Below are 25,250 nucleotides of genomic sequence, written 5' to 3'. Positions count from 1 at the left end.
GCATCTGCCCCCTCAACTTGCTAGCAAGGCCTCGCTGACCACCCGGACTGCCCACCAATGACCAAGAGAACTTTCCGCCGAGCGTTCTATTTGAGGACGCGTCGCGTCATGTTGCCCCGTTTGCAACGCCGAACCCTATTTGTGTTTGGCGGCATCATGATCGGTCTGGGCGCCGTTCTGATGGCCATGCTTGCGGATTGGGCGCAGGTCATCTTTTTCAGCTTTGAAACCCGTTACCCCTATTTACCTCTCCTGGTTACACCCCTCGGCTTTGCCATGATCGCCTGGGTCACCCGCACCTACTTCGACGGCGCCGAGGGCAGCGGCATTCCCCAAGTCATGGCTGCCCGCAAACTTGCCGATCAGGACGAACGAGGTCGCCTTGTGACATTGCGCATGGCGTTCGGCAAAATTGTGCTGATGGTACTCGGCCTCGGTGTTGGCGCGTCGGCGGGTCGCGAGGGACCAACCGTACAAGTCGGCGCAGCCCTTATGTTCGCGCTTGGCCGTTTCGCGCCGCATCGCCAGCCTGGACTGCTGCTCGCGGGCGCATCGGCCGGTGTTGCCGCCGCCTTTAATGCCCCATTGGCCGGCATCATGTTCGGCATTGAGGAAATGAGCCGCTCATTTGAAAGCCGCTCCAGCATTTTGGTCATCGTGACAGTCATCATTGCCGGCCTGACCTCGCTGGCCGCGCTCGGCAATTACACCTATTTCGGCGTTTCATCTCAGGGACTGGTTTGGGGATGGCAATGGCTGGCCGTGCTGGCGGCAGGCGTTGCCGGTGGCCTGCTTGGAGGCCTATTCAGTCGCCTGGTCATCGTCTTCTCAATGGGATTACCCGGTCGTCCCGGTGTCTGGATGAAGCGTTGGCCGGTTTGGTTTGCCGCCCTTTGCGGCCTCTTGATTGCGCTTTGCGGGCTTGCTGCTGGTGGCACGATATTCGGCACGGGGTATGAACAGTCAAAAGCCATCCTCGCTGGCGAAGCCATCCATCCCCTGTTCGGTATTCTCAAATTGGTCACCACCTGGCTGACCGCGATTAGCGGCATCCCCGGTGGCATTTTCTCGCCCTCGCTGGCAGTTGGCGCCGGAATCGCACAAAATTTGGCACCGATCCTGCCCGATATTCCGATTTCCGCACTGGTCATTCTGTGCATGGCCGCTTATCTTTCGGGCGTCGTGCAGGCCCCGTTGACGTCGTTTGTTATCGTATCGGAAATGACTGGCGACCACGCCCTGATTTTTCCGCTCATGGTAAGCGCTCTGATTGCATCAGCCGTTTCCAAGCTGATTTGCCCTGAAGGCGTCTATCATGTGCTCGCAACCAAATTCACCAAGGGCAAGGCACTGGTTGAACGACCCCGGTAAACCGGGGCGAAGGAGCATACATGACCATTTTCGACAACACCCTTGATGCCGATGGCGCCCTGATCGTCGGTGCGGGTCTTGCCGGTCTGTTCTGCGCCCTCAAACTGGCGCCGCGGCCCGTTACGGTTCTGTCGCCCAAACCCTTGGGCACTGGCGCATCGTCGGCCTGGGCCCAAGGTGGTGTTGCTGCCGCTGTCGGTCATGGTGACAGCTCCCATGCCCACGCGGTAGATACTGAAATGGCCGGTGCTGGCATTGTCGACCATGGCATCGCCGAATCCGTCACTGCCGAAGCAGCCGCCCGCATCGAGGATCTGGCCCATTGGGGCACCCCTTTTGATCGCGATGATTTTGGCAATTACGCCCTTGGAAAAGAAGCGGCCCACTCGGCCAACCGCATCGTCAAGGTCGAGGGCGACCGCGCCGGTTGGGCCATCATGCAGGCCATCATTGCCGAGGTGCGCCGAACTCCTTCGATCCGCGTTGTCGAAGGCATTACCGCAGTTGATCTCGCCCGCGAAGACGGCCGCATTGTCGGCGTCATCTGCCGCAAGCTGGGTGACCGCTATACCGAACCGGTATTCATTCGCGCCCGCGCTACAATTCTAGCCGCTGGTGGACTGGGTGGTCTTTACGCCGTTACCACAAATCCACCCGGCGTACGCGGTCATGCCATGGGCATGGCGGCTCGCGCCGGTGCACTGATTGCCGACGCCGAATTCGTCCAGTTCCACCCCACCGCGATTGCTACCGGCGCCGATCCAGCCCCACTTGCCACCGAAGCGCTGCGCGGTGAAGGCGCCATTCTGGTCAATGAAATGGGCGACCGCTTTATGACCGCCATTCATCCCGATGCCGAACTGGCGCCGCGCGATATCGTGGCCCGGGCAAATTTCCGGCAGATCCAGGCCCGTCATCAAGTGTTTCTCGACACCCGCAAAGTGCTCGGTGCCGACATTCTGACCCGCTTTCCAACAGTTGCCGCCTATTGCCGAGACGCCGGGATCGATCCGGTCAATGGCATGATACCCGTCACGCCCGCCGCCCATTTCCATATGGGCGGCGTCAAGGTCGATGAGCGCGGGCGCTCAAGCCTGCCCGGTCTTTGGGTCTGTGGCGAAGCCTCCTGCACTGGCCTGCATGGCGCCAACCGTCTGGCCTCAAACTCCCTGCTCGAAGCAACCGTTTATGGTGCGCGCATTGCCGAAGATATCGGCGGACTGGAACCCGTTCGAGCCTTGGCGCCGTTCAAGGGCCTTGGGTGGGATGATGCTGCGGGCGAACAGGCCGAATTCGTTCTGCGCAATCTCAAAGCCGTCAAGGATCTGCGCGCCACCATGACAGATCTGGTCGGTGTTGAACGCGACGCCGAAGGCCTGCGTCAGGCCTTGCGCAATATTGCCGATCTCGAAGCCAACGCCCAGCAGGTCACCCGTGCCTATCTCAATATGACCACTTCAGCGACGCTGGTAACCGCCGCCGCGCTCAAGCGCACCGAAAGCCGGGGGGGCCATTTCCGCACTGATTTCCCCGTTACCAATCCCGAATGGCTCCATCATACCACTATGACGTTAGAAGAGGCTTTGGCTATCCGCGCAGAAGCCTGATCATTGCGCCAACAGGTAGTTGGCGACCGCCTGCAAATCTTCGTCGCGCCACTTCGATGTGCCCTCGGCGATCACTTCGCCCATCGGCCCACCCAGCACATCAAACCCCGGCGTAAACCCGTCCTTGAGTGTCTGTACCAGCGTTGCCGCATCATAACCGTCCTCGATCAGCGCCGCCCGCGTCAGCGCTGGTGCCTTGCCACCAGTGCCACCCGGGCTACCGGCAAACGCCTTGCCCCAGTCCAGCGCCCCCAGAACGTTGCGCGGCGTGTGACAGGCAACGCAGTGCGCCGGACCAAAGGCCAGAAACTTGCCCCTATTGTACTCGTCCGACCGCTCCGGGTCAGGTTCAAACCGTTTTGGCTCAAAGAACATGTTTTGCCAACCCGCCATCAACAGGCGGATATTGAACGGAAAATTGACCTCACTTGCCGCCGCTGGCGTCGGCACCGATTCACTGACCATCAGCGCAGCATAAAGATCAGCAATCTGCTGATCGCTCATCAGCGTATAGCTCTCATAGGGAAAAGCGGGATAGAGATGCCCCTGCGGCCCCATGCCATTGCTCATCGCGTCCGAAAACATCGCCAGCGACCAACCGCCAATGCCAGCGGACTTGTCCGAGGTGATATTGGGTGGCACAAAACTGCCAAAGTCGGATTGGAGCGGCGCGCCGCCCGACAAGGGAGCCCGCCCAGTGCTGGCGTCGGTGTGGCAGGCAACGCACCCGCCCAGCCTGATCAGATACTCGCCCCGCGCCACATCACCGACCAGAGTCAGATCACGCGGCGGACCGGCCACGGCCTTGAACATATAAAGGCCGACGCCAACGCCCATTAGAGCAGCAATCGCTGCCGCGCCAATCCATCGCCTCGCCATGCCCAATCCCTAAATTGTTTGCACCATAAAACCAACCATCGCCCTTGGACACAACTAACCAAATCATTAGGTGTCGCTGATCTGGCCCTCGGCGCCACCCAACAAAGCCTCGACCTGGGCTCGTGTTGGCGGGTTACAGCCCTTTTGGCCGCAGTTAAGACCCGCAACCACCGCGCCAAATCGCAATACCGTCATGAGGGCTGCATCATCCAATTGCTTCAATGCCCCCGGTTTGAGCGCCTTGAGCGCACCCAACTGGGTCAATACGCCGGCCATCAAACTATCGCCTGCCCCGACGGTGTCACCAAATTGCGGTGGCGTGTACACACCCGCTGTGGCCCACCCATTAGAGGTAAACGCCCGCGATCCATGCTCACCCAGCGTTACCACCACTAATTCGCAGTTCGGTCGCGCCAACAAGTCCTGCGCATGCGCTTCGATTGATTGTGACGGATCGAGCGCTTGCAGATCTTCCTCGGAAACCTTGATAACATGCGCCAGATCGAGAAACCGCCCCAACCGTTCCTTGTAACCGTCAAAATCCTCAACCAGTGATGGTCGCACATTCGGATCAATCGAAATTGTGGCGCCCCTTGCAATGGCCGCCTCGACCGCAACAAGCCATTTTTCCGCGTCATCTGGCAGGATCGGGCAAAATCCGCCAATCTGATAGAGTTCAAGATCATCCGGCAGCGCCGCCGTGAGCAACCCGCTCTCAATCGCCCGGTCCGCCCCCCGGTAAAATTCATACTGCGCCTTGCCCTGTGCATCGAGCGTCACGACCGCCAGCGTTGTCGGCACATTCACCCGACCCCGGAGCAACTGACGCACGCCCGCTGCTTCCAGCGGCTCCAGCAGATAACTGCCAAAGCCGTCCTTGCTGATCGGGCACAAATAGCCGGTATCATTGCCCAGCCGCGATAGCGCGATGGCGCAATTATAGGGCGAACCGCCCTGATGTGCCTGCATGTGTATGCTGCCATCTGCCCCCCGTGGTGCCGAAACTAGATCAATCAGGCTTTCGCCGCCCACAACAAACATGCCCACTCCTCAACCCAAAAAATAAATTTCTACCGCCAATTATCATCTTTGGCCCGATTGTCACCAGTTCCCGGCGCTGATGTCGGCACAAGACGACACCAATGCCTCACCAAATGCCAATGAGCGTAGCAAAAACCGCTTTTGGCTTGAAATCGGTACTTTTTTACGTCACCACCAAAACCAACAAATGCTTTGGCGACCAACTGCCAGCAGGGAGGATATTCGTGCAAACTCTCGCCATGCTCGTAAAGGGCATCAGCGCCGTCAACTGGATTGTCGGCCAAATATTGTCCTGGTTGGCATTGGCAACTGTATTGGTCTGCTTCACCGTCGTGGTGCAACGATACTTCTTCCACATCAGTTTTCTGTGGTTGCAAGACCTTTATGTTTGGCTCGCTGGCGCCATGTTTACTGGGGTCGCAGGTTTTGCGCTCATGCGAGACGATCATGTGCGCGTCGACATATTCTATCGTCCCGCCTCGGTGCGGACCAAGGCCAAAGCCGATCTGTTCGGCGTCGCCTTTTTCCTGCTGCCCTATATCTATGTGGTGCTGGCCTATGCCTGGCCCGCCGTAGCGCGTTCCTGGAGCTATTGGGAAGGCTCGGGCAATATCGGCGGCATGCCGGGACTATTTGTCCTCAAGAGCTTTATCATTGTTTTTGCGGTGCTGGTTGGGCTGCAGGGCATCGCCATGGCCTGCCGCTCAATTCTGGTTCTGGCCAATCGCGGTGATCTCCTGCCCGCCAACCTGCGCTATCAAACCGAAGTCGCCGAGGAAACTGTTTAATGGATCCCGTGCTCATTGGCGAAATTCTCTCCGGTTTGATGTTCGTCGGCGTCATCGGAGTTCTTCTTCTTGGCTTCCCCGTCGCCTTTTCACTGGCGGGTACTGCCCTGATTTTTGCCTTGTTTGGCTGGATGCTTGGCGTTTATGACCCGTCCAATTTCGGCTCCCTGGTTGGACGCTATATCGGACTGATGAGCAATGAGGTACTGGTCGCCGTGCCGCTCTTTGTCTTCATGGGGGTCATGCTGGAACGATCCGGTATTGCCGAGCAATTGTTGCTCACCATGGGCAAGCTTTTCGGCAATTTGCGCGGCGGCCTGGGCCTTTCCGTCATCATCGTCGGCGCCTTGCTCGCGGCCTCCACCGGTGTTGTCGGCGCCACGGTGGTCACTATGGGCCTTATCTCGTTGCCCGCCATGCTGCGCGCCGGATACGATCCGAAACTTGCTTCTGGTGTCATCTGCGCCTCGGGCACGCTCGGCCAGATCATACCGCCTTCGACCGTCCTCATTTTCATGGGCGACATGCTCTCGGGAATCAATGCCCAGGTACAGATGGAGAAGGGCAATTTCGCTCCCGAACCCGTCTCCGTCGGCGCACTATTTGCCGGGGCTATTCTGCCCGGCGTCCTGCTGGTTGGCCTTTACGCCAGCTGGGTCATCTTCAAAGCCATCACTGATCCAAAGTCTTGCCCGGCGACCCCGGTTCCCGAGGACGAAAAAAGGATTTGCTACGTGAAGTCATGGTCGCACTGGTGCCCCCGCTCCTGCTGATCGTTGCGGTGCTCGGCTCGATATTGGGCGGCGTCGCTACCCCTACCGAAGCCGCATCGGTAGGGTCGGTTGGCGCCATGGTGCTGGCTGCCGCACGACGTCGACTCAGCTTTTCCATCATGCGACAGGCCGTCGTTTCCACCGCAACCATCACCTCGATGGTCTTTATCATCCTGTTTGGCGCAGCTGTGTTTTCGGTGGTGTTCCGCATGATGGGCGGTGACAATCTGGTCCACGCCTTCCTGTCATCCATGCCGGGCGGTGCCATCGGTGCCACCATAATCGTCATGTTTATCATGTTCTTGCTGGGATTCATTCTCGACACCTTCGAGATCATCTTTATCGTGATCCCCATCACCGCCCCGGTGCTTTTGACATTGGGTATCGACCCTATCTGGCTCGGCGTCATGGTTGGGGTAAACCTGCAGACCAGTTTCCTGACGCCACCCTTTGGCTTTGCGCTGTTTTATCTGCGTGGCGTGGCCCCCCCAGTATTGGTACGGGCACCATCTATAAGGGCGTCATTCCTTTCGTGCTCCTGCAAATGACAGGTTTGGCGATCCTGTTCATCTTCCCCCAACTCATCACCTGGCTGCCCCATCTGCTCTACAAATAGCGTCGATGACATTGTTACTTGCAGCAAAAAGCCCGGGCACATGGCCCGGGCTTTCGTGATCGTTTCGCGGAAATATTATTTGTAGGAAATATACTTCTCGCGTGCCGCAAGGAACGGCATGTCCGTGCCCTCTGTGCGTGTACGCAACAGATTGAGATTCGTCACGAAGCTTTCGGCGGTCTTCTTGGTCAGCGCATCACCGCTGTCGCGAATTTCCCCGATCAACTCCATCGCGGCCTTGGCGCCCGCTTCCAGAATTTCGTCCGGGAAGCGCCTGACCATGACATCATGCTCACTCACAAGGGCCTGAAGCGCGCGAGGGTCATTGGCGTACATGTCCGAGGACACATCGTCATAGGATGCCTGCGCGCAGACCTTGACCAACTCCTGCAAGTCTTCGGGCAATTCCAGCAACTTGGATTTGTTGACTGCAAGCTCAGTCGCCAACCCAGGCTCAACAAAGCTTGGGAAATAATAGTTCTTGGCAACCTGATAAAAGCCCAGCGCCAGATCATTATAGGGGCCGACAAATTCAGCCGCATCAAGTGTACCCGACTGCAACGCTGCAAAGATATCGCCCGCTGCCATATTGGTCACAGTGGCACCAAGCTTGCTCCACACCTGACCGCCCAGGCCCGGCGTGCGGAAGCGCAGCCCTTCAATGTCCTTGATACCGGTCAGCTCATTTCTGAACCAGCCACCAGCCTGCGTACCGGTATCGCCGGACAGGAAGCCCTGAACGCCGAACTGATCGTAGATTTCATCCCAGATTTCCTGGCCGCCCAGATACCGCACCCATGCCGCCAGTTCGCGGCTGGTCATGCCATAAGGCACACCAGTGAAAAAACTCAGGCCCTGGCTCTTGTTCTGCCAGTAATAGGCTGCGCCGTGGCTCATTTCAGCCGAACCGTCGATCACCGCGTCCAGTGCCTGCAAGGGCGGCACCATCTCGTTGGCGGCAAACACTTCGATGGTCAACCGACCACCCGAGGCCTTGGTGATCCGATCGGCAAGCCGTTGCGCACCAACGCCCAGACCCGGAAAATTCTTGGGCCATGTCGTGACCATGCGCCAGTTAATATTGCCCTGCGCAATTGCCGGTGCGGCAAGCGTTGTCGCTGCGGCTGCACCAATAGTGGCAACCGATGCGGATTTAAAAAATTCACGTCTCTTCATAAATACCTCCCGAAAATTGCAGGACTGTTGCCTGCAGCGTCGAAAGCGCCGGGGGCCCAAATCGGCCTATGGCACATTTCGCTGGCCGCCAGACAACCAGTAAGGCGTCAATATGTCCAGCCATGTTGCTGTCGAGGCAAGTGAATTTTGTTTCATGATAATTATTTTTGTCCGACAGGATTAAAATCGTCCCCCCGGTGTTGACCCTTGTGAGAGCCGGAAAACCCGTCTCCAAACCGGAGGGATAACCCATGCTGATAAAGTCCATGCTGCTGACAGCAGCCAGTCTTGCCCTGTTCGCTACCCCCGCACTTGCTGAGGACTATCTTGGCGGCGCCGTCAAATCTGTCGATATCGGCGGCCAGATGGTCCTGACCGATGCCAATGGCATGACCTTGTACATTTTTGACAAGGACGGACCCGGCGTCACCAATTGCTACGATAATTGCGCCGTCAACTGGCCGCCTTTGATGGCTGACGCCAGCGCGACGGCCGATGGCGACTTCTCCATTGTTGAGCGTACCGATGGCAACGCAATGTGGGCCTATAAGGGTTGGCCGCTCTATTACTGGAAGGACGATGTTGCCGCTGGTGATATTTCCGGCGACGGCGTCGGCGGTGTCTGGCATCTTGCAATCGAATAGAACCGGGACCGCGTAGAATTTTGAGTGATTTTCTCGACCAGATCGAACAGGCCGTGCCAGCCCTGCGCCGCTATGCGCGGGCGCTGACACGTAACCTCGATCTGGCCGATGATCTGGTTCAGGATTGCCTTGAGCGCGCCATTTCTCGCCGCAGCCTGTTTCGCCCGCGCGGTCCGGTGCGCCCCTGGCTTTTTACAATCCTGCTCAATCTGTTCCGAAACAGTTTGCGCTCTGAACGCCGCCACGGCACGGCCGTTGGGCTCGATGATCTGGCCACAGAGCCAGCAACGCCGGCACCCCAGCATGGTCATATGGAACTGGCCGAATTGGCTCGCGCCATCCAATCCCTGCCGCCCGAGCAAAAGGAGGCATTGCTGTTGATCGCATTGGAAGGCTTTTCCTATAATGAGGCCGCCAAAATTCTCGGCATTCCCCAGGGCACATTGATGTCCCGCCTTGGCCGCGCCCGTACCACTCTGCGCGCCAGCAACGGCAACAGTTCCGAGCCCCGTTTGAGGACCGTCAAATGAGCGCCCCGATGACGCGTGAAATGCTGATGGCCTTTGCTGATGGCCAACTGTCCCCCGCTGATTCTGCGGCCGTCAGGATCTATCTCGAAACCCACGCCGATGCAGCCGCCGAAGTCGCCTTGTTGCAGCGCCAGCGCGATGCCATCGCCACGCTTTACGCGCCAGCCGCCGCCGAACCCGTCCCGGCCCGCTTGCGGGTCCAGCGCCTCGCCGCCGAACAATCGCGCCATCACAATGTCCGGGTCCGTTGGGCCGCTGCCGCTATCATTCTTGTCGGATTGGGATTGGGTGCGGGCTGGTTTGGCCGTGCCTATCTTGACCGCTCGCCTAGCGCCAACGACCAGTTGATGGCCAGCGCCGTTTACGCTCACAATATTTTTGTTGCTGAAAAACGCCACGCCGTCGAAGTGGTCGCCGCCGAGCAGGATCATTTGGTGAGTTGGCTCTCCAACCGCCTCGCCACCCCGATTGGCACCCCTGACCTGACGGGCGAAGGATTTTTCCTTGTCGGCGGACGGCTATTGCCCGGTGATCCCAAAACTGGCCGCGCTGCCCAGATCATGTATGAAAACGCCGCTGCCGAGCGCGTCACTGTCTATATTACCGCCGCCGTGCGCGGACAGGGCGATGTCTATGAAAATGCCCGGTTCGATCAGACCGAAGCCCTGTTCTGGACCAATCCCTTCATCACTTGCACAGTCGTCGGCACCTTGCCCGACGCGCAGATGAAAACCATTGGTCGCGCGGTCTATCAGCAGCTCACTGCGCTTGAGGAGGCAAATAAACCACCGGAACGGCAGGGCTAGTCGCGGACCATATCGTTGGAATAGACATTCTTGGGCCCGATATTGAGAATATCGCGTTCTCCCATCAGCGCCATGGTTGTATCCATTTCCTTGGCGATAATATCGAGCGCCCTGGTGACGCCGGCCTGTCCGCCCGCGCCCAGACCATAGACAATCGAGCGGCCCAGAAACGTCCCCTTGGCCCCTAGCGCCAGTGCCTTGATGATATCCTGACCACTGCGAATGCCCCCGTCCATGAAGACTTCGGTGGCATTGCCCACCGCGTCGACAATCTCGGGCAGGACCTGAATACTCGAGGGTGCACCATCAAGCTGTCTGCCGCCATGGTTGGAAACGATCACCGCGTCGGCACCATGCTCAACCGCCAGCTTGGCATCTTCGGGATCAAGCACACCCTTGACGATAACCTTGCCGCCAAACCGCTTCTTGATCCAGGCCACGTCTTTCCAATTGAGCGTCAAATCAAACTGCGATGCCGTCCAGTGAGACAACGACCCCAGATCGACCACGCCACTGACATGGCCTGCGATATTCCGAAACGTCCATCGCTTGGTGCCCAACATGCCCATGCACCATTCGGGTCGCAACATCATTTGCCATACGCTATAGGCATTCAGTTTTGGCGGGGTTGATAACCCGTTATGAATATCCTTGTGGCGCTGCCCCAGAATTTGCAGATCCATGGTCAATACCAGCGTGCTGCAATTGGCCGCCCGCGCCCGATCAATCAGCCGCTCTACAAAGGGCCGATCCCGCATCACATAGAGCTGGAACCAGAACGGGGTTGTGGTGTTTTCGGCAACATCCTCGATCGAGCACACGCTCATCGTCGAGAGCGTGAAGGGAATGCCAAATTTTTCGCACGCCTTGGCGGTCTTGATTTCCCCATCAGCATTTTGCATGCCCAGCGTTCCCACCGGCGCAACGGCTGTCGGCATGGCAACGGGTTTGCCCAACATGGTGGATGCAATGCTGCGCCCTTCCAGATTGACCGCTACACGCTGGCGCAGCTTGATCTTTTGGAAATCGCTTTCATTCGCATTGTAGGTACCTTCGGTGTAGCTGCCCGAATCCGCATAATCGAAAAACATCTTGGGCACCCGCCGCCGCGCGCGTTCTTTGAGATCAGCGATGGTGAGCATTTTGTCGAGCGCGGCCATGGCGGGAGTCCCCTGCAAAAACGATAGCCATGCTCTAACCACTAACATGTTAGTCGTCAATGCATCCGACCCGACAATTTCAGCACTTGCCCAATTGTGCCCCTTCCTGTTGGATCAACTCAAAATTCTGGGGGATGCCATGGCCGAAACCGCCGCACATTTCGAAATTGTCGATCCGTCATTTGCCAACCTGATCAAGCCTCAGGCCCAACTTGAACCGCTTTTTGACCAATGCATCTGGAGCGAGGGACCGGTGTGGTTTGCTGACGGCAATTATCTGCTCTGGAGCGACATTCCCAACAATCGCATGTTGCAATATGTGCCAGACCTTGGTGTGTCGATCTTTCGCGCCCCGTCCAATTTCATCAACGGCAACACCCGCGATCTGTCCGGTCGGCTGATCTCCTGCTCGCACGGCGGCCGCGCGCTCCTGCGTACCGAGCCAGATGGCACCATCACCACCCTCGCCGACAGCTATCGCGGCGGTCGTCTCAATTCACCCAACGACGTCGTCGTCAAATCCGATGGCACCATCTGGTTCACCGACCCGCCATATGGAATATTGTCAAACCATGAAGGCTACCAGGCCAACAGCGAACAGGATGCCTGCTACGTCTTCCGGCTTGATCCCGCTGACGGCTCCCTAACCGTCGTAGCCGATGATTTCGCCAAACCCAATGGATTGGCTTTTTCGCCTGACGAAACAACGCTTTACATTTCAGACACTGGTCGAAGCCATGATCCCGACTGGCCAAGCCATATTCGAAAATTCGACGTAACCGGTGCCAATACCCTGACTAATCCTGCCCTGTTCACCGATATTGACGTTGGCCTTGCCGATGGGTTCCGGCTTGATAGAGAGGGAAATGTCTGGACCAGCACGGGCCAGGGTATCAACGTCTATTCTCCCTCTGCCACACTTCTTGGCCGCATTATCACCGGCAAGAAAACCTCCAATCTTGCCTTTGGTGGCCCCACTCGACAGCGTCTTTTCATTACCGCCAGCGAAATGGTCTATGCGTTGGAAATCAAAGCAATCGGCCTCCAAACCCCTTGAACCGGCTGGACAATGAGGAATTGTGATCACAATACGCGCGAAAGGTATATTTCGGCCCCCCGCGTTAATCCTTGATTGTTCGCCAGCCCCTAAAATGGCCGCCATGGGTTTATCAACCTTGGCGTTCGAGTAGGCTGTAATGAATAGTGCGTGGCATGATCTATATGCAAATCTGGCGGTTGTAGCGCTGCTACTGTCGGTGTGGACGCACGCCCAGTACTGGCTGGAAAGGCACGCGCCTTTGCTCCGCAATATCCTGTTTGGCACCCTGATGGGGGCTGGCGCCGTTGCAACCATGGTCCTTTCCGTCGAACTCCTGCCCGGTGTGTTCATAGATCTGCGCACTTCAATTCTGGCTGTAGCTGCCCTGTTTGGCGGGCCCTTGTCGGCACTGGTTGCCGCCTCCATTGCCATTGCCTACCGTTTGATTATTGGCGGTAACGGCGCCATAGCTGGCACAATGTCCATCGCGCTGGCCTCGGGGATGGGTTTGGGATTATTGGCCGCCATCCGACGCCGCGATATTCGACACACCGACGTGGTCGCATTGGCGCTGATGGTCGCCGCGGCCACTCTCTTGTCCATCAATGCCCTTCCTTCCAAATCGGCTAACTTGATGTGGGCGCAATTTGCCGTCCCCGCCGTGGTCATGATTTTTGTGGCCGTCGTACTGGCCGGCGCTGCAATCCTGCACGGGCGAACTGCCGCCCACGAACAATATCTCGTCCGCGCTGCGCTCGCCCAGGCGCCGAATTTTCAATATATCAAGAACGAGAAAGGCCAATTCGTCGCCGTCAATCAGGGTACCGCCAACGTCAACGGCTTTGCAGACCCCGCTGACATGGAAGGCAAGACCGACTTTGACCTGGTGCCCGAGGAACGCGCTCGCGAGTTGATGGAACAGGAACAGGTCGTCATGCGCACCGGCGTCCCCATTACCGAGCGCGAAGAACTGCTCCCGGACGCCCAAGGTACTGCCCATTGGTATTCCACCACCAAGGTGCCGCTGCATAATCGTGACGGTAAGATCATCGGCCTGGCGGGCGTTACCCAGGATTTTACCGCACGCAAGCAGTTGGAAACCGAACTACGTGACAGCCGCAATCTGCTCTCTTATGCCTTGGCCGAAATGTCGGACGGGCTGGCCATGTTCGACAAGACCGGCACATTGGTATTTGCCAACGACCGCTATCGCTCGATATTTCCGCACACCTCCCATATTCGGGTGCCTGGCACCCATCTGCGAGACATTCTTAAGGCCGTAATTGCAACGGGGGAGCAGACCAATATCCCAAAAAATTCAAGCGCCGCGTGGATGGAGCAGATCGTCGCCAATCTCAAATCCGAGAGCGTAGAGGAAGTCCGGCTCAGCGACGGAAGCTGGCTGTATATTCGCACCCGTCCAACGCCCGATGGCAGCGCCCTTGTAGTGGTTTCCGATTATACCGAGATCAAGAATGCCGAACAAAAACTCGTTGACCTAAATGTTGAACTTCAGCAGCTTGCCACGACAGACGGCCTGACAAACCTCGTTAATCGCCGCGCGTTCGACGAAACCATCGATATCGAACTGGGCCGTGTGGCCCGCACCCGCACCAGCATCAGCATCCTGATGATTGATATCGATCACTTCAAAACCTATAACGATACCTACGGGCACCCAGCTGGCGATGAATGTTTGCGCGTCGTTGCCCAGTGCCTGCGCTCAACATTGACACGCACGACCGACGTTGCGGCGCGCTATGGTGGCGAGGAATTCGCCGTAATCCTGCCCGGCGTAGACGAAGATCAAGCCTACCAGAGCGCCGAAAAAATCCGACTTTCCCTGCGCTCGCTGTCGATCCCTCACTCGGGCAGCACCAAGGGTGTAGTGACGGTGAGTATCGGCCTTGCCACCTACGACCCATCGGCCATGCATCGCCGCGCTTCGGAAATTCTGACCCGCGCAGACGAGGCCCTCTACGATGCCAAAGCCGCCGGTCGCGACCGCGTCACTGGCTGGCAGCAACGCTATGACATTGATGCCGCAATCAGCCCAGCGGGCTGACGCCGAACAGCAGGCCGTGCAGCCACAGCACGAATATTGCATAAAGCACCGTTCCCGCGACCAGTGCCACAACATCTCCGCGCGGTCCGGTCACTACCGGCGCCGGGTCCCCGCGTCCCATCGCGGACACGCCATTGACCGTCCCATAAACAAGAAAACTGCCAAACAGCATCACTGACGCCATATCGCCATTGGCCAGCAGATGCGCGATTGACCACAGGCCAACGCCGAGAAGCAGCGGATGCTTGACCCAATGTTTGATCCGCCCTGCAGGCATGTTGATATTGGATGCAACAACCATGATAAATGCCACCCAAACCAGGGCCATCGCGGCGTGGCGTCCCCAAATGGGTGGATCATAGACCGGCTCGGCCACTGGGCGGAACAGCACCCAGCCCCAGATAATCAGGGCAAAACCCAATAGCGAAACGAGCGCATAGAGGCCTTTCCACCGTCCCGGCTGAGCCCCGATTTGCGCTGTCCGAAATCCGGGCGCCACCATACGAACGCTATGAATGGCAAAAAAGATGACCAGTCCCGCAATCATTACCCACATGAACGGCTCCCCCCAACAGTTCGAGGGTAAGCGTCAATGCGCCAATTGCCAACTAGCGATGCTCTCCGCCCTACATGGTCGCGCCGACCTGCCAGGGCACGAATTCATTGTCGCCATAGCCCAAATCCTCAGACTTGGTGCGCTCGCCCGAGGCAACCCGCAGGATAGTTTCGAAAATTTCACGTCCCTTGTCTTCAATTGAGACGCCCTCAATGATATCGCCGCAATTGATGTCCATGTCGCCGCTCATGCGGGCAAACATATCCGAATTGGTCGCCAGCTTGATCGAGGGTACCGGCTTGCAGCCATAGGCAGATCCGCGCCCGGTGGTAAAGGTCAAGACATTGGCCCCACCCGCAACCTGACCTGTCGCCGAAACCGGATCAAATCCAGGCGTGTCCATGAAGACAAATCCCTTCTCGCGCACCAATTCGGCATATTCATAAACCGCCGTCAGCGGCATCGTGCCGCCCTTGGCTGTCGCCCCCAGCGACTTTTCCAAAATAGTGGTCAGCCCGCCCAACTTGTTGCCGGGCGACGGATTATTGTTCATTTCGCCATGATTGCGCGCCGTATAATCTTCCCACCAATGGATGCGTTCAATTAGTTTTTCGCCGACGTCCCTGTTGACCGCCCGACGCGTCAGAAGGTGCTCGGCACCGTAGATTTCTGGTGTTTCCGAAAGGATCGCCGTGCCGCCATTACGCACCAGCAAATCCACTGCATAACCCAGAGCCGGATTTGCCGTAATCCCGGAATAGCCATCCGATCCACCGCATTGCAGCGCCAGCGTCAATTCCGATGCATCAACCGTTTCACGTCGCGCCGCAGCCGCTACCGGCAGCATTTCCTTGATCTTTTCAACGCCCCATTCCACCATCTTCTTGGTGCCACCGCTTTCCTGGATGGTCATGGTCTGGAAAGTGTCGCTGTCAGCAATATTGTAGGTGTCTTTCATCCGGCCGATCTGGAATACCTCGCATCCCAGCCCCACCAGCAGCGCCGCACCCAGATTGGGGTTGGAGGCATAGCCCCACTGCGTACGCTTCAAAATATCAAAACCCTCGCCCCGGCTCTCCATGCCGCAACCGGTGCCATGCACGAACGGCACGACCCCGTCGATCTCGGGATAATCATCCAGAATACCCGAGCGGTTGATCTCTTCTGCCATGAACTTCGCAACGGTCGCCGAGCAGTTCACACTGGTCAGAATGCCAATGTAATTGCGCGTCCCCACCTTGCCATTGGCACGCCGAAACCCTTGGAAACTAGCGCGCTCTGCAACCGGGATCATATCTGGCTGAATGACACCGGCGCAAAAATCATAATTGCGCTCAAACGCCCCATGCTCTTCGCCCATCCCGCAATTGTGCTCATGCACCCATTCGCCCACCGCAATATCACTGGTGGCAAATCCGATGATCTGGCCAAACTTGACCACAGCATCGCCCACCTTGATCAGCCGCATCGCAAATTTGTGCCCCTTGGGCACTCGCTTGGCCACAATGGTGCCCTGCGGCGTTTGCGTGCCCGCATCAAGATTGGCCAGCGCCACTGCGATATTGTCATCGGCGTGCAGCACAAGGGTTCGGATATCGGGACGAATCATGGTTTCGGACATTAATATTGCTTTCCGTGCGGGCTCTGGGCAAAAGCGTACGAGCGTTCAGACTGTGGGTAATTCCGCTCTAATTGCGGCTTGCCCCATCATTCAGGTTGTAATGCGGTATTGGTGTTACTAACATGTTAGCATGAGAACGGATGTCGATCACTATCATTTTCTACAACGTCCCACCACTTTGTTGCGCGGCAGCGTCACTGTGGACGTCACTAATGCGCTGCGTCACGCCATTGTCACACTGGCCATGCCCCCTGGCGAAACCATTGACAAGGGCGCCGTTTGCCAGCAGTTGGGCGTGTCGCGTTTTCCGGTGAGCGAAGCCTTGGCGCGACTTCGGGCCGATGGCCTTGTCGATATCGCGCCCCAGCGGGGCTCCACCGTGTCGCTGGTTCGCATTGCCGATGTGCGCGAATATATGCTGATCCGCAAAGGCCTCGAAAGCGAAGCCCTGCGCGTTCTGATCGGTTCACACGATACCAGCCTGATAGAAGATCTGCACGCCAACATGGCAACCCAGCGCGAAGCCGCGCTTGAAGATGATGCCGGAGCATTTCACGCCATCGATATCGAGTTTCATGACATCATCTTTCGTTCGATGCGCTTTACCCGCATCAAGAACATCATCGACGGTGCCCGCGCCAATCTTGACCGCGCCCGCCGCTTGATCATCACGCCACGCCGCCTCAACCTCACGATCGCCGAACATCAGGCGATCTTTGATGGCATACTGGCTAACGATAATGCCCGCGCCACTCAGGCTATTCGCGCCCATATCGACGCCGTGATGATCGAACTGTTCGCCTTTGCGCGCCAAAACCCTGACCTGTTTGCCGATGGCGAAACCCTGAGCAAGGCCGGAGAACTCGACAGTTTCCCCTTCGGCTGATCCCCAACTCAATCCCAACTTCCAGAAAGCTTATTGATGCTCAAGTCGATCCCGCCAATTCTTGGCCCCGAACTACTTTATATTCTTCGCGCCATGGGCCATGGCGATGAGATCGCCATTGTCGACGCCAATTTCCCCGCTGAATCATCGGGTCCCCAGGTGGTTCGCCTCGATGGCCAAAGCGCCACCGACGTAACCGACGCCATTCTCTCACTGATGCCGCTTGACAGTTACGCTGACGAATCGGCTATCTGCATGCAGGTTGTGGGCAATCCCGATCAACGCGAACCCATCATGGACGAATTTGAAGCCATCGTTGTGCGTCATGAGACCGATAGGGCCCTTGGCTCGCTAGAACGCTTCGCCTTTTACGAACGTGTCGAAACCGCCTATGCAATCGTCCAGACCGGCGAAGCGCGCCTCTACGGCAACATCATTCTCAAAAAGGGTATCATACGCCCGAACTAGTCCGCCCCGCGCGCCCAACAGCGCCTGACATCTTTTCACTTTAACCTCTCCCACCACTCAAAGGCAAACCCATGAAACTGCTCCGCGTTGGCGCTAAAGGCGCTGAAAAACCCGCAATCCTTGATGCTGATGGCACGTATCGCGACCTGTCCGGCGTCGTCGGCGACATCGCGGGCACGGCCCTCACCCCGGAAGGCCTGGCCAACATCCGCGCCGCCGATATCGCCATGCTGCCCAAACTTGACGGCAACAGCCGCATCGGCCCCTGCGTCGGTAATGTCGGCAAGTTCATATGCGTTGGCCTCAATTATGCAGACCATGCGGCCGAAAGCGGCATGGCCGTGCCAACCGAACCCGTATTGTTCATGAAGGCCACCAGTGCCATCGTTGGTCCCAATGACGATGTGATCATTCCCAAGAACGCCATCAAGCCCGACTGGGAAGTCGAACTCGGCATCATCATCGGTAAGGAAGCCCGTTACGTTGATGAAGCCAACGCCTTGGATCATGTCGCCGGCTATTGCGTCGTCAATGATGTTTCCGAACGCCACTTCCAGACCGAGCGTTCAGGCCAGTGGGTCAAGGGAAAGTCCGCCGACACTTTCGGCCCCATCGGCCCATGGATGGTGACAGCCGACGAAATCACCGATCCACAGAACCTTTCGATGTTCCTCGAGGTCGACGGACATCGCTATCAGAACGGCTCAACCAAGACGATGGTCTTCGGTGTGCGCCATCTCGTCCACTACATCTCCCAGTTCATGAGCTTGCAGCCCGGCGACATCATCACCACCGGCACACCTCCCGGCGTTGGCATGGGCATCAAGCCCGAACCCGTCTGGCTTAAGCCCGGCAACGTCATGCATCTGGGTATCGAAGGCCTTGGCGAACAGCGCCAGATGACCAAAGCCTACTCGGCCTGATTATCCGACGGCCCGCAGCGCTTCGGCGTATGCGGGCCGCTATTCGGGGCGCTTGACCACTAGGTCAATCTCTACCAGTGCCCCTACAGCCAGCGCGGTCACCCCAATGGTTGTGCGTCCTGGTAACTTGCCCGCTTCAAAATAGCCTTGGTAAGTCTGGTTCATCTGGGCATAGTCGCGTTCGAACTGCGTCAGATAAATGCGGACAAACATCACATTTTCCAGCCCCAGCCCGATACCGTTTAGCACCAGCTTTAGATTTTCCATGACCCGCCGGGTCTGCGCCTCAATGCCTTCTGGCAAAGGCGCATCGGGCGCGTCGGGATCGGTCGGCATTTGCCCGGTGACAAACACCCAACCGTCGGCTTCCACCGCGTGGGAAAAGGGGGCTACAGGTCGTGGGCCTGTCGCAATCATATGGTGTAAGGGTAAGCTCAAGACTGGACTCCAATCGCGTTAGCGCCCAAGGTTCCGCCAAGTTTAGGAAAAGTCAATTGTCCGATACCTCCCAGCAGGTTAAAGGTGCAGCGCTAGCGGAGTATCCCCAGAACTCATGATTGATATTTTCCACGAGATTTCGGCCTATCTAGAGACATTCCTAACGGCGATCTCGGGAAATTTCTGGCTTACGTTTTTTTTCATTTTCGCTGTTGCCATTGGCGAAGCGCTGTTCGTAGTTGGGCTTTTTGTCCCGTCAACGCCGGTCCTGCTGCTGGTGGGCGGCATTATTGCCGAGGGACGCCTGCCGTTTTGGGAGGTCTATATTGCCGCAGTGGTCGGCGCCATTATCGGCGACGCCCTGTCCTATGGCATTGGCCATATGCTCAGCGATACCATCAAGGAAATCTGGCCATTCAAATATCATCGCGAACTGATTGTCCGCGGTGAAAAATTCTTTGCATTGCACGGCGGCAAGAGCGTCTTTATCGGCAGGTTCATTCCTGGCGTTAAAGCGGTCATTCCCGGCGTTGCCGGCATCATGGGCATGTCGTATCGACGCTTCACCATCATCAACGTCACATCTGCCTTCGTCTGGGCCGCCGCCCATATCCTGCCCGGCATGCTCCTGACGGCGTGGCTGAAATCCATCGGCCTCTCAATGGAACTTGTCATTGTCGTCGGCACGCTGGTGCTGACCGCCCTATTTATTCTGGTGCACTATCACCGTACCATCTTGCTGGCGCTTGCCCCCTGGCTCGGCGGCTTCGGTCGCTCCATTGAAAATCGCTGGCGCAAACCCGACGTTGGCAAACAGTAGTATCGCTAGACGCAAGAGCAATTCATGAGCCAGACCTACACCATTGAGCGGCAGCACCAGTCAGATCGTGGCCGCTATGTCATTGATCTCGACGAGGGATTTGAGGCCGAATTAACCTATGCCATGACCTCGCCCGACGTCATGCTCATTGATCATACCGGCGTGCCGCCTCAATTCGAGGGCCGTGGTATTGCCGCTCAACTCGTCGAAGCCGCCATTGCTGACGCGCGCCGTCAAAACTTTCGTATCGTGCCGCAGTGCCCCTATGTCGCGGTCCAGTTCAAGCGCCATCCAGAATGGGCCGACCTGCGCGCCTGACCTGTCGATCACTTATGCCCGGCTTATCGGGGCAGCTTCAGACAACGCCTTGGGGTCAAAAACCACCACCCGATTTCGTCCCTCGCCCTTGGCCATGTAGAGCGCTGTGTCAGCCAAATCGGTCGCGTGTTCCAGCGGTTCATCGGGTTCTGCCAGGCATGCCCCAACACTGATTGTAACATTGATTGCCTTGCCATCCGGCAAGATGATCGGACTATCGCACACCGCCGCCATGACGGCATAAGCAACGGACCGCAGCAGGTTAGGCGCGCCGTCGGCCAGAAGGACAATGAATTCGTCCCCACCCCACCGGCCGCAAAAATTGCCCGGCCCGATTGCAGCACTGATCCGCAGCGCCACCTCAATCACCACCGCATCACCCGCAGCATGGCCAAAACTGTCGTTGGCCTGCTTGAACCGGTCGATATCAATCAGCAGCATCCCATGCTGCCGGTCCGGCGTGCGCTTGCCATAAACAGACCCAAATCCACGGCGGTTCAGCACCCCGGTCTGCCCGTCGCGAAACGCCAGTTCTTCAAGCTCAGCGGTGCGCTCGCGCACCCGCTCTTCCAGCTCCTGGGTATGCGCACCCACGCTTTTTGCCATATCGGCAAATCGGCGCGACAACCGCCCGATTTCGTCCGGGCTCTGACTTTGTGTCTCCGCGGCGCCGAAGTCACCGCGCTGCACGGCACGCACCGCCCGATCAAGTCGACGCACCCGGTCCACAACCTGCCGACCGAATATGATCGACAGCACCAGCGCTACGCCAAGCACCGCCAGTCCCAACAACAGCCCGATCGGCCAGAACAGCCGCCGGTCAATGATCTTGTCGATATCCATCAGTGTGACATTGAACCAGCCAAGCTTGTCCAGATATCCCACACCCACCAACATATCGCGCCCATCAATCCGCACAAATGCCGAGCGCACCAGCGATCCGCCCGCAACAACCTGATTCATCAAATGCTGGACCCTGGCCTTGTCCTCAGGTCGTTCAAATAACGAGAACACGCTCTTCTTGGCATCCACATCATGCCCAAGGCTCTGATAGGCCACAAGGCTGCGGTCACGATGCGCCTGAATCGCCCCACCGCGATCGGCAAACATCGCCGTCACACCATATTGGGGTACATTGACGACCTCCTTGACGAACGCGGTCAGATCAATACCCGTGCCGAGAATTCCCAGCACCTTGCGCCCTTCGCGAATGACGCAGTTCATCCAGACCTTGGTGACACCCAGATTGCGATCATTATCCACATTGAGATGGCATCCATCGCCCAGCGCGGCGGTTGTATAGTACCATTTGTCGCGCGGATTATCCGGCGAGATCGTATAGCGATACTGCTCGCCGGCAAAACTGTTTGATGCATTGTTGAAGTAGTAATTGCCCGAGCTCGCCACGACGAAAAAATAACTCTTGTCGGCAAACGACTGCCGAAAGTGTTCAAGCTCACCCAGGCCACGACGGCGCCGCTCCGGATCATTCTCGTCCACGGCCCAGTCGCGAACTGCCTGCGCGCCCGACAAGGTTTCAGCCAACGACACCTCGCGGTTGAGCGCTTCAAGGCCACGATAACGGTCGTACAATATCTGCTTTTCGGCAAACAAAGTGCCCAGTTGCACGATGGTGCTGCCAACGATCCAGTCAAATGCCAGATAGGCAGGTGCGGCAACAACAGCAAAGCCCAGCAGCACGAGCAGCAACACCCGTGCGCGCAAACTGGCAGCAATCCGTTGTCGCAACTGGCCTATAGGGCGCTCCTCCATCCCGACTGACTCATGCGCAAGACACGCGCTCGGTCAGCCATAACTAGCGCCCCAGCCGTCTAAACTATATTAACAGGAAACGCGATATCGGCGCTCTATCGATCACTTTTTTGACGGACCTTCATGCCGTCAAAACGCTGTAATGGCTCAAAAATTGCTGTATCCGGCCAATCTCCGTCGCCACGATCTCATGCCCACCGGCATGATAATAGATCTCGGTCTGACTGCCCTGTACCCTGAAATAATCGCCCAGCCGCTCCGTCGCTTCTGCCGGACAAATCTGGTCTTGCCGCCCCGCCGTTATCAACACCTCGCGTCCGGCAAGTCCGGGCTGTGGTTTGGGCGCAAACGGGATCAGCGGATGCATCAGAACGCTGGCACCAAACAGATCCGGATTTTCAAATTGCATCGCCGCCAGAATATTGGCCCCATTCGAGTATCCAAGCCCAACCACGGCTGATGCCTCGCCCTCGGTCAGACGCTCCCTAACGAATGCAGACAAAGCCTGCGTACGCGTGGCCAGATCGGCCATGTCATAGACACCTTCCCCCGTCCGCTTGAAATAGCGCAGCGCGCCCTGCTCGGAAACATCGCCCCGCACCGCAATCACGCGCGCGCCAGCCATCAACTGCACCCCGAGATCAAAAAACTGGTTCTCATCGCCCCCGGTGCCATGAAATAAAAACAACACTGGCGCCTTGATATCGCGCCCTTTTCCTTCGCGAAAATGATAATGGCTCATGTTCATCTCCTTGCTTGTCCTGCGCCCAATATTGGCGTCGCGTGCGCTAAAACAAGCAAGCAAACCTGCCATACACTGTTCCCGATTGCACAACAGTCCCGATTGCCCACCATTCCGATTTAGCGCACAGTGATCTCGATGTTTCTTTCGGTATTTGACGTTTTCAAAATTGGCATTGGCCCCTCAAGCTCCCACACCATGGGGCCCATGAGCGCCGCCAACCGCTTTCTCGATGAACTCGCCCATGGCGACTGGCCCCGCGCCCGCAATGCTCAACCCGCGGCATTGACAGCAAGCCTGCATGGCTCACTGGCCTTTACCGGTGTCGGCCACGGCAGCGGACGCGCCGTCATTCTCGGCCTTTGCGGCAAAACCCCCGATACTGTCGATCCCGACGAAATGGACGCGCTCATCGCTTCGGTCGAAGCCTCAGGACAGCTTCATCCACCCGGCCATCCCGCCTATCGTTTCCGCCCCCAACGCGATCTCGTCTTTGATAAGCACACCAAGCTGCCCGGCCATCCAAACGGCTTGCAATTTGCCGCATTCGATGCCGACGGCGGTTTGCTGCTGCGCCGCGTCTATTATTCCATCGGTGGCGGCTTCGTGGTCAGTGAGGCCGAGCTTGAAACCGTCAAGGCCGCCTCGCCCGCCGATGCTGATGTGCCTTACCCATTTGCCAATGCCAGCGACATGCTTGCGATGGCCGCCGCGACGGGCCTTTCCATTGCCCAACTAAAACGCGCCAACGAACAGGCGACCCTATCGCGCACCCAGCTTGATAAAGGCATCGATGCGATCTGGTCCGCCATGTCCAACTGCATTGATCGCGGCCTTGCCCAAGACGGCATCATGCCCGGCGGGCTCAAGGTAAAACGGCGCGCCAAGGCCATCCACGGCCAACTCGATGCTCAATGGCAGCGCAATGAAATTACCCCGCTCATGGCCAACGACTGGCTGAGCGTTTACGCCATGGCCGTCAATGAGGAAAACGCCGCCGGTGGCCGCGTTGTGACTGCTCCCACCAATGGGGCCGCTGGGGTTATTCCAGCAGTCCTGCGGTATTTTCTCAAATTCAACGCGGGCGCATCCCCTGGCAATATTGCCGACTATATGCTGACCGCTGCGGCCATTGGCGGCATTATCAAGCACAACGCCTCGATTTCGGGGGCCGAAGTTGGCTGTCAGGGCGAAGTCGGCTCCGCGTCCGCCATGGCCGCCGCCGGTCTCTGCGCCATCATGGGCGGCACCCCGACCCAGGTCGAAAACGCCGCCGAAATTGCGCTTGAACATCATCTGGGCATGACTTGCGACCCGGTCGGCGGACTGGTGCAAATTCCGTGTATCGAGCGCAACGCCTTTGGTGCGGTAAAAGCCGTTACCGCCGCCTCGCTGGCCATGAAAGGCGATGGCATTCACGCCGTCCCGCTTGACGCCTGCGTTGAAACCATGCGCCAGACCGGCATGGACATGTCCGAACGTTATAAGGAAACCAGCCTTGCGGGCCTGGCGGTCAATTTCCCTGCCTGCTAGCGCTCAATCCTGCTGACGAACCGCGCCCGCGATTTTTCGATGTGAAGCTGCATCGCTTCGTGCGCGCCCGCCGCATCGCGCGCCGCAATTGCGCTCACTACCACCGCATGCTCACGCAGCGCCGCCGCGATTGCCTGCTCATGGTAGGCCAACCGGAACAGATGCACATGCGTATGCAATCGCCCTAGCGCCTCGCTGGCCAGACCGTTGCCGGAACTGACCGCCACCTGATCATGAAATTCCATGTCGAACCGGGCAAAATGGGCATATTCATCAAGACTGCCCTGTTCACCCGCACCATCCATTTGCCCACTGAGATCGACCAGGTGCCCAATGTCAGCATCACTGATTTTTTGCGCCGCCATCGCCGCCGCATAAGGCTCCAGCAAGAGGCGAAGATCGTACAAATCGTCAAACTGTTGCGCACTGAGCCGAGGCGCAGCGCGATAGCCAACCAGATGGGTTTTGGTAACAAGGCCCTCGCCCTCAAGCCGCCCCAGCGCCTCGCGGATTGGCGTCTGCGACACCCCGAGTTCGCGCGCCAATGCATCAACCGATATGCGGGTGCCCGGCGCGATGTCGAGCGACATGATCTGGGAAAATATCCGCCCATAGACCTCGTCACCCAAGCGCGCCGGTCGCTGCAATAGCCCCGCTACAGCGTTGGGAACCGCCAT

Annotated in this window: 24 protein-coding genes and 1 pseudogene; 15 read left to right on the top strand and 10 right to left on the bottom strand. The window is 57.9% G+C overall.

The features are described 5' to 3' along the window. The first annotated feature begins 57 nt into the window (after window positions 1-57). Together PSQ90_RS10985 and PSQ90_RS10980 are read left to right on the top strand one after the other, a co-directional pair. A complete protein-coding gene (locus tag PSQ90_RS10985) occupies window positions 58-1,371 on the top strand; it encodes a chloride channel protein (RefSeq protein WP_282210354.1) in 1,314 nt (437 codons plus the stop codon). A 20-nt stretch (window positions 1,372-1,391) separates the two neighbouring features. Next, the gene (locus tag PSQ90_RS10980) at window positions 1,392-2,978 is read left to right on the top strand and encodes an L-aspartate oxidase (protein WP_282210353.1); all 1,587 of its coding nucleotides are present in this window, start codon (window positions 1,392-1,394) and stop codon (window positions 2,976-2,978) included. Here PSQ90_RS10980 and PSQ90_RS10975 read toward each other — a convergent pair whose 3' ends face one another. Both PSQ90_RS10975 and PSQ90_RS10970 read right to left on the bottom strand, forming a co-directional pair. After that, on the bottom strand, window positions 2,979-3,857 hold the full coding sequence (locus tag PSQ90_RS10975) for a c-type cytochrome (RefSeq protein ID WP_282210352.1): 879 nt from the start codon (window positions 3,855-3,857) through the stop codon (window positions 2,979-2,981). It lies immediately after the preceding gene. Between the two features lie 66 nt (window positions 3,858-3,923). Continuing rightward, window positions 3,924-4,898 (bottom strand): carbohydrate kinase family protein, encoded by a 975-nt coding sequence (locus PSQ90_RS10970; RefSeq protein WP_282210351.1) that lies wholly within the window; start codon window positions 4,896-4,898, stop codon window positions 3,924-3,926. Between the two features lie 119 nt (window positions 4,899-5,017). Here PSQ90_RS10970 and PSQ90_RS10965 point away from each other — a divergent pair, with 119 nt between their 5' ends. Both PSQ90_RS10965 and PSQ90_RS10960 read left to right on the top strand, forming a co-directional pair. After that, the gene (locus PSQ90_RS10965) at window positions 5,018-5,686 is read left to right on the top strand and encodes a TRAP transporter small permease subunit (protein ID WP_282210350.1); all 669 of its coding nucleotides are present in this window, start codon (window positions 5,018-5,020) and stop codon (window positions 5,684-5,686) included. Further along, a pseudogene (locus tag PSQ90_RS10960) lies at window positions 5,686-7,075 on the top strand (TRAP transporter large permease). The gene PSQ90_RS10965 and the pseudogene PSQ90_RS10960 overlap by 1 nt, the downstream one beginning before the upstream one ends. A 75-nt stretch (window positions 7,076-7,150) precedes the next feature. Here PSQ90_RS10960 and PSQ90_RS10955 read toward each other — a convergent pair. Next, on the bottom strand, window positions 7,151-8,251 hold the full coding sequence (locus PSQ90_RS10955; RefSeq protein ID WP_282210349.1) for a TRAP transporter substrate-binding protein: 1,101 nt from the start codon (window positions 8,249-8,251) through the stop codon (window positions 7,151-7,153). Between the two features lie 251 nt (window positions 8,252-8,502). Here PSQ90_RS10955 and PSQ90_RS10950 point away from each other — a divergent pair, with 251 nt between their 5' ends. The 3 genes from PSQ90_RS10950 to PSQ90_RS10940 are packed head-to-tail and all read left to right on the top strand — an operon-like array spanning window position 8,503 to window position 10,231. Continuing rightward, window positions 8,503-8,895: a COG4315 family predicted lipoprotein gene (locus PSQ90_RS10950; RefSeq protein ID WP_282210348.1), complete on the top strand. Its 393-nt coding sequence runs from the start codon at window positions 8,503-8,505 to the stop codon at window positions 8,893-8,895. A gap of 20 nt (window positions 8,896-8,915) precedes the next feature. Beyond that, window positions 8,916-9,425, top strand: coding sequence for a sigma-70 family RNA polymerase sigma factor (locus tag PSQ90_RS10945; RefSeq protein ID WP_282210347.1), 510 nt, complete (start codon window positions 8,916-8,918; stop codon window positions 9,423-9,425). Further along, on the top strand, window positions 9,422-10,231 hold the full coding sequence (locus tag PSQ90_RS10940; RefSeq protein WP_282210346.1) for an anti-sigma factor family protein: 810 nt from the start codon (window positions 9,422-9,424) through the stop codon (window positions 10,229-10,231). The genes PSQ90_RS10945 and PSQ90_RS10940 overlap by 4 nt, the downstream gene beginning before the upstream one ends. Here PSQ90_RS10940 and PSQ90_RS10935 read toward each other — a convergent pair. Further along, entirely contained in the window at window positions 10,228-11,391 is a 1,164-nt protein-coding gene (locus PSQ90_RS10935) for an alpha-hydroxy acid oxidase (RefSeq protein WP_282210345.1), read from the bottom strand. The two genes, PSQ90_RS10940 and PSQ90_RS10935, sit on opposite strands and share 4 nt — an antisense overlap. 139 nt (window positions 11,392-11,530) lie before the next feature. Here PSQ90_RS10935 and PSQ90_RS10930 point away from each other — a divergent pair, with 139 nt between their 5' ends. Both PSQ90_RS10930 and PSQ90_RS10925 read left to right on the top strand, forming a co-directional pair. Beyond that, complete coding sequence (locus PSQ90_RS10930; RefSeq protein WP_282213038.1) at window positions 11,531-12,448, top strand: SMP-30/gluconolactonase/LRE family protein; 918 nt, start codon at window positions 11,531-11,533, stop codon at window positions 12,446-12,448. A 139-nt stretch (window positions 12,449-12,587) separates the two neighbouring features. Continuing rightward, window positions 12,588-14,495, top strand: coding sequence for a diguanylate cyclase (locus PSQ90_RS10925; RefSeq protein ID WP_282210344.1), 1,908 nt, complete (start codon window positions 12,588-12,590; stop codon window positions 14,493-14,495). Here the strand turns inward: PSQ90_RS10925 and PSQ90_RS10920 are convergent. Together PSQ90_RS10920 and PSQ90_RS10915 are read right to left on the bottom strand one after the other, a co-directional pair. Then, window positions 14,479-15,051, bottom strand: a complete 573-nt coding sequence (locus PSQ90_RS10920; RefSeq protein WP_282210343.1) for an NnrU family protein — start codon at window positions 15,049-15,051, stop codon at window positions 14,479-14,481. The two genes, PSQ90_RS10925 and PSQ90_RS10920, sit on opposite strands and share 17 nt — an antisense overlap. A 70-nt stretch (window positions 15,052-15,121) precedes the next feature. Further along, a complete protein-coding gene (locus PSQ90_RS10915; protein ID WP_407648111.1) occupies window positions 15,122-16,672 on the bottom strand; it encodes a UxaA family hydrolase in 1,551 nt (516 codons plus the stop codon). A gap of 130 nt (window positions 16,673-16,802) precedes the next feature. Here PSQ90_RS10915 and PSQ90_RS10910 point away from each other — a divergent pair, with 130 nt between their 5' ends. The 3 genes from PSQ90_RS10910 (at window position 16,803) to PSQ90_RS10900 (ending at window position 18,949) form a co-directional block, all read left to right on the top strand. After that, window positions 16,803-17,558: a GntR family transcriptional regulator gene (locus PSQ90_RS10910; protein ID WP_282210342.1), complete on the top strand. Its 756-nt coding sequence runs from the start codon at window positions 16,803-16,805 to the stop codon at window positions 17,556-17,558. A gap of 36 nt (window positions 17,559-17,594) precedes the next feature. Continuing rightward, a complete protein-coding gene (locus PSQ90_RS10905; protein WP_282210341.1) occupies window positions 17,595-18,026 on the top strand; it encodes an RbsD/FucU family protein in 432 nt (143 codons plus the stop codon). Between the two features lie 71 nt (window positions 18,027-18,097). Then, complete coding sequence (locus tag PSQ90_RS10900) at window positions 18,098-18,949, top strand: fumarylacetoacetate hydrolase family protein (protein ID WP_282210340.1); 852 nt, start codon at window positions 18,098-18,100, stop codon at window positions 18,947-18,949. Between the two features lie 39 nt (window positions 18,950-18,988). Here PSQ90_RS10900 and PSQ90_RS10895 read toward each other — a convergent pair whose 3' ends face one another. Further along, a complete protein-coding gene (locus PSQ90_RS10895) occupies window positions 18,989-19,366 on the bottom strand; it encodes a RidA family protein (RefSeq protein WP_282213036.1) in 378 nt (125 codons plus the stop codon). A 136-nt stretch (window positions 19,367-19,502) separates the two neighbouring features. Here PSQ90_RS10895 and PSQ90_RS10890 point away from each other — a divergent pair, with 136 nt between their 5' ends. After that, window positions 19,503-20,207 (top strand): DedA family protein, encoded by a 705-nt coding sequence (locus PSQ90_RS10890; protein ID WP_282210339.1) that lies wholly within the window; start codon window positions 19,503-19,505, stop codon window positions 20,205-20,207. Window positions 20,208-20,231: 24 nt separating this feature from the next. Continuing rightward, window positions 20,232-20,525: a GNAT family N-acetyltransferase gene (locus tag PSQ90_RS10885; RefSeq protein WP_282210338.1), complete on the top strand. Its 294-nt coding sequence runs from the start codon at window positions 20,232-20,234 to the stop codon at window positions 20,523-20,525. A 12-nt stretch (window positions 20,526-20,537) separates the two neighbouring features. Here PSQ90_RS10885 and PSQ90_RS10880 read toward each other — a convergent pair whose 3' ends face one another. Together PSQ90_RS10880 and PSQ90_RS10875 are read right to left on the bottom strand one after the other, a co-directional pair. After that, window positions 20,538-22,274: a GGDEF domain-containing protein gene (locus tag PSQ90_RS10880; protein ID WP_282210337.1), complete on the bottom strand. Its 1,737-nt coding sequence runs from the start codon at window positions 22,272-22,274 to the stop codon at window positions 20,538-20,540. Between the two features lie 145 nt (window positions 22,275-22,419). Then, entirely contained in the window at window positions 22,420-23,040 is a 621-nt protein-coding gene (locus PSQ90_RS10875) for an alpha/beta hydrolase (RefSeq protein ID WP_282210336.1), read from the bottom strand. A gap of 138 nt (window positions 23,041-23,178) precedes the next feature. On the opposite strand from PSQ90_RS10875, the gene PSQ90_RS10870 reads away from it, so the two are divergent. Then, on the top strand, window positions 23,179-24,573 hold the full coding sequence (locus PSQ90_RS10870; RefSeq protein ID WP_282210335.1) for an L-serine ammonia-lyase: 1,395 nt from the start codon (window positions 23,179-23,181) through the stop codon (window positions 24,571-24,573). Here PSQ90_RS10870 and PSQ90_RS10865 read toward each other — a convergent pair. Beyond that, window positions 24,570-25,250 carry a GntR family transcriptional regulator gene (locus tag PSQ90_RS10865; protein ID WP_282210334.1) on the bottom strand — a complete coding sequence of 227 codons (681 nt, stop codon included), beginning with the start codon at window positions 25,248-25,250 and terminating at the stop codon, window positions 24,570-24,572. The genes PSQ90_RS10870 and PSQ90_RS10865 overlap by 4 nt on opposite strands.

Origin of the sequence: Devosia rhodophyticola, from assembly GCF_028816475.1 — a bacterium.
Classification (GTDB): domain Bacteria; phylum Pseudomonadota; class Alphaproteobacteria; order Rhizobiales; family Devosiaceae; genus Devosia; species Devosia rhodophyticola.
This window is presented reverse-complemented; position numbering and strand designations above follow the sequence as displayed.

What these genes read in the sequence shown, in the direction of transcription:
- PSQ90_RS10900 (WP_282210340.1), top strand. Translation starts at nt 18,098, where the DNA reads ATGAAACTGCTCCGCGTTGGCGCTAAAGGCGCTGAAAAACCCGCAATC.
- PSQ90_RS10965 (WP_282210350.1), top strand. Translation starts at nt 5,018, where the DNA reads ATGAGCGTAGCAAAAACCGCTTTTGGCTTGAAATCGGTACTTTTTTAC.
- PSQ90_RS10865 (WP_282210334.1), bottom strand. Translation starts at nt 25,250, where the DNA reads ATGGCGGTTCCCAACGCTGTAGCGGGGCTATTGCAGCGACCGGCGCGC.
- PSQ90_RS10935 (WP_282210345.1), bottom strand. Translation starts at nt 11,391, where the DNA reads ATGGCCGCGCTCGACAAAATGCTCACCATCGCTGATCTCAAAGAACGC.
- PSQ90_RS10885 (WP_282210338.1), top strand. Translation starts at nt 20,232, where the DNA reads ATGAGCCAGACCTACACCATTGAGCGGCAGCACCAGTCAGATCGTGGC.
- PSQ90_RS10950 (WP_282210348.1), top strand. Translation starts at nt 8,503, where the DNA reads ATGCTGATAAAGTCCATGCTGCTGACAGCAGCCAGTCTTGCCCTGTTC.
- PSQ90_RS10985 (WP_282210354.1), top strand. Translation starts at nt 58, where the DNA reads ATGACCAAGAGAACTTTCCGCCGAGCGTTCTATTTGAGGACGCGTCGC.
- PSQ90_RS10955 (WP_282210349.1), bottom strand. Translation starts at nt 8,251, where the DNA reads ATGAAGAGACGTGAATTTTTTAAATCCGCATCGGTTGCCACTATTGGT.
- PSQ90_RS10975 (WP_282210352.1), bottom strand. Translation starts at nt 3,857, where the DNA reads ATGGCGAGGCGATGGATTGGCGCGGCAGCGATTGCTGCTCTAATGGGC.
- PSQ90_RS10890 (WP_282210339.1), top strand. Translation starts at nt 19,503, where the DNA reads ATGATTGATATTTTCCACGAGATTTCGGCCTATCTAGAGACATTCCTA.
- PSQ90_RS10870 (WP_282210335.1), top strand. Translation starts at nt 23,179, where the DNA reads ATGTTTCTTTCGGTATTTGACGTTTTCAAAATTGGCATTGGCCCCTCA.
- PSQ90_RS10980 (WP_282210353.1), top strand. Translation starts at nt 1,392, where the DNA reads ATGACCATTTTCGACAACACCCTTGATGCCGATGGCGCCCTGATCGTC.
- PSQ90_RS10875 (WP_282210336.1), bottom strand. Translation starts at nt 23,040, where the DNA reads ATGAGCCATTATCATTTTCGCGAAGGAAAAGGGCGCGATATCAAGGCG.
- PSQ90_RS10905 (WP_282210341.1), top strand. Translation starts at nt 17,595, where the DNA reads ATGCTCAAGTCGATCCCGCCAATTCTTGGCCCCGAACTACTTTATATT.
- PSQ90_RS10910 (WP_282210342.1), top strand. Translation starts at nt 16,803, where the DNA reads ATGAGAACGGATGTCGATCACTATCATTTTCTACAACGTCCCACCACT.
- PSQ90_RS10920 (WP_282210343.1), bottom strand. Translation starts at nt 15,051, where the DNA reads ATGTGGGTAATGATTGCGGGACTGGTCATCTTTTTTGCCATTCATAGC.
- PSQ90_RS10915 (WP_407648111.1), bottom strand. Translation starts at nt 16,672, where the DNA reads ATGTCCGAAACCATGATTCGTCCCGATATCCGAACCCTTGTGCTGCAC.
- PSQ90_RS10970 (WP_282210351.1), bottom strand. Translation starts at nt 4,898, where the DNA reads ATGTTTGTTGTGGGCGGCGAAAGCCTGATTGATCTAGTTTCGGCACCA.
- PSQ90_RS10895 (WP_282213036.1), bottom strand. Translation starts at nt 19,366, where the DNA reads ATGATTGCGACAGGCCCACGACCTGTAGCCCCCTTTTCCCACGCGGTG.
- PSQ90_RS10930 (WP_282213038.1), top strand. Translation starts at nt 11,531, where the DNA reads ATGGCCGAAACCGCCGCACATTTCGAAATTGTCGATCCGTCATTTGCC.
- PSQ90_RS10940 (WP_282210346.1), top strand. Translation starts at nt 9,422, where the DNA reads ATGAGCGCCCCGATGACGCGTGAAATGCTGATGGCCTTTGCTGATGGC.
- PSQ90_RS10925 (WP_282210344.1), top strand. Translation starts at nt 12,588, where the DNA reads ATGAATAGTGCGTGGCATGATCTATATGCAAATCTGGCGGTTGTAGCG.